4 protein-coding genes are annotated in these 2,493 nt (G+C 67.9%); all 4 read left to right on the top strand.

Annotated elements, in window-relative coordinates:
• A partial coding sequence (locus tag ACLN58_RS20945; RefSeq protein ID WP_415857156.1) for a hypothetical protein occupies window positions 1–308 on the top strand: 308 nt, incomplete at its 5' end.
• A 187-nt stretch (window positions 309–495) separates the two neighbouring features.
• Window positions 496–837: a metal-sensitive transcriptional regulator gene (locus ACLN58_RS20940; protein WP_415857155.1), complete on the top strand. Its 342-nt coding sequence runs from the start codon at window positions 496–498 to the stop codon at window positions 835–837.
• Window positions 838–907: 70 nt separating this feature from the next.
• A complete protein-coding gene (locus ACLN58_RS20935; protein WP_415857154.1) occupies window positions 908–1,138 on the top strand; it encodes a heavy-metal-associated domain-containing protein in 231 nt (76 codons plus the stop codon).
• Between the two features lie 40 nt (window positions 1,139–1,178).
• Window positions 1,179–2,493: heavy metal translocating P-type ATPase (locus tag ACLN58_RS20930; protein ID WP_415857153.1), on the top strand; the 1,315-nt coding region annotated here is incomplete at its 3' end.

Here is a 2,493-nt window from a genome sequence, read left to right as displayed (position 1 = left end):
CCACCAGGGACAGGGCGGAAAACCCCACCCCCAGCAATCCGATCCAAGCCGAAACCCAGCCCCAAGGCGCACGAGAAAGCACCAGGACCAGGCAAACAGCCATCAAAAAAAAATGGCATCAAATCCAAACATGGCACGCTATTGAGTTCTCAAACAACAGGCCCAACAGGAATAACCGAAAACCTCCGGCATCGCCCCTGCGGAACGAAGTTCAAACTTACCAGATCATCATCGCGGCTTCAAATTCCCTTTCGGGCTTTATTGGCCGGATAATGGTCCGCCCCACGACCGCAGAGCGCGCAGCATAGCTGCCGTTCTGGCTAGTTCGAAGGGGTTCGGCCGCCCGGTCTCGCGCTGTCTGCGCTCCCCGTGGCGACTCGGAATACATTACCGGCCCGGTCGGGGCGCGGCAAATCGGAACGGTGTGGCTTCCGCCACAACAGATACCCCCAGGGGGTACTTGACTCATACCCCTCCCGGGTATAGCTTCATGAGGTGGAAGCAACCGAAGCCCTCGTGGACGCGGTGAGCGCGGACTCGCCCGTCCACGGCTACACCTCGAACAAGGCCGCCTATCTCCGCAGGCTCAAGCGCATCGAAGGCCAGGTGCGCGGAATTGCGCGCATGGTCGAAGACGACAAGTACTGCATCGACATCCTCACTCAGGTCTCCGCGGTGACGAAGGCCCTCCATGCCGTGAGCCTCGGTCTGCTCGAGGAGCACATCGGGCACTGCGTGGTGGGAGCCGCAAGCGAACCGGATCCCGACCGCCGCTCAGAGGAGATCGAGTCGAAGGTCAAGGAGGCCTCCGATGCGATCGGGCGCCTCCTCCGCTGAGCCCAACCCCGCCGATCCAGCCCACGAATCCATCCGTCCCACCGCGAACACCCCTCACGAAGGAGCCGAGATGACCCACTTCACTACGACCGTTCACGTGGACGGCATGACCTGCGGCCACTGCGTTGCATCCGTCACGGAGGAGCTCGAAGCCCTCGAGGGCGTCGAAACCGTCTCCGTCGAGTTGAACGCTGGCGGCACGTCCCCGGTCACGATCGCGTCGAGCCGCAAGCTCAAGCACGAAGCCATCAGCGAGGCGGTCGCCGAGGCCGGCTACCTCGTCATCGACAACAACGCGTAGCGCCCCAAAACCCGCCCCTGCCGAAATCGAAGAAGAGGACATGGAACAGCCCACCTCCGCTGCCCGCGTCGTCGAACTCGACATCCAGGGGATGACGTGCGCCTCGTGCGTGCGCCGCGTAGAGCGCAAACTCGGCGGGATCGCCGGCGTCGAGGCCACCGTCAACCTCCCCCTCGAATCGGCACGCGTGCTCGCGCCCGCGGGGGTGAGCGATCAGGACCTCCTCGACCGGGTGGCCTCGGCCGGCTACAGCGCGCGGCTCCACGAGCGCGCGCCGGCCGCGGGAACGGACGACGGCGCCAAGGACCCCGGCTCGGAGCTGCGCCCCCGGCTCGTGGTCGCCGCAGTGCTCACCGTCCCGCTGTTCGCCATCTCGATGATCCCCGCGCTCCAGTTCCCCAACTGGGGCTGGTGGGTGGCCCTCCTCGCGTTGCCCGTCGTGACGTGGTCGGCGTGGCCGTTCCACCGGGCCGCGGCGATCAACGCGCGGCATGGCTCCTCGACCATGGACACGCTGGTCTCGCTCGGGATCGTCGCGGCCTACGCGTTCTCCGCGGGCCAGCTCATCGCGGACCCCGCCCTCACGGCGCACGGCACGGAGGCGACTCGCACGGGAACCGGCATGGGCGGGCTCTACTTCGAGGTCGCGGCGGTCGTCGCGACGTTCCTGCTTCTGGGCCGCTATCTCGAGGCGCGCGCGAAGGCCAGGGCCGGCAGCGCCCTGCGATCGCTGCTCGACCTCGGCGCGAAGGAGGCGACGCTGCTCAAGGACGGCGTCGAGTACCGGATCGACGCCGACGGCCTCATCCCGGGGGACACGTTCGTGGTGCGCCCCGGCGAGAAGATCGCGGCAGACGGCGTGGTCCGCGAGGGCGTCTCCGCCGTGGACACGTCGCTGCTCACGGGCGAATCAGTTCCGGTCGAGGTCGGCCCGGGCAACCCGGTGACCGGGGCCACGATCAACGCGTCCGGCAGGCTCATCGTCGAGGCGACACGCGTGGGCTCCGACACAACGCTCGCCGCGATGGGCCGGCTCGTCTCCGAGGCGCAGACGTCCAAGGCACCGATCGCGCGGCTCGCAGACCGGATCAGCGGCGTGTTCGTGCCAGTCGTGCTGGCCGTCGCCGCCGTGACCTTCGCGGCATGGCTCGCCGCGGGCGGCTCGCTCGACTCCGCATTCGCTGCCGCCGTTTCGGTGCTAGTCATCGCGTGCCCCTGCGCGCTGGGCCTCGCGACGCCCGTCGGCCTGCTGGCCGGCTCGGGCCGAGGCGCCCAGCTCGGCATCCTCATCCGCGGCCCCCAGGTGCTCGAGGACACCCGTACGGTCAACGCTCTCGTCCTCGACAAGACCGGCA

This window comes from Sinomonas sp. G460-2 (assembly GCF_047759905.1).
Lineage (GTDB): Bacteria > Actinomycetota > Actinomycetes > Actinomycetales > Micrococcaceae > Sinomonas.
This window is presented reverse-complemented; position numbering and strand designations above follow the sequence as displayed.

Coding starts and splice junctions, on each gene's coding strand:
- ACLN58_RS20935 (WP_415857154.1), top strand. CDS start 908: ATGACCCACTTCACTACGACCGTTCACGTGGACGGCATGACCTGCGGC.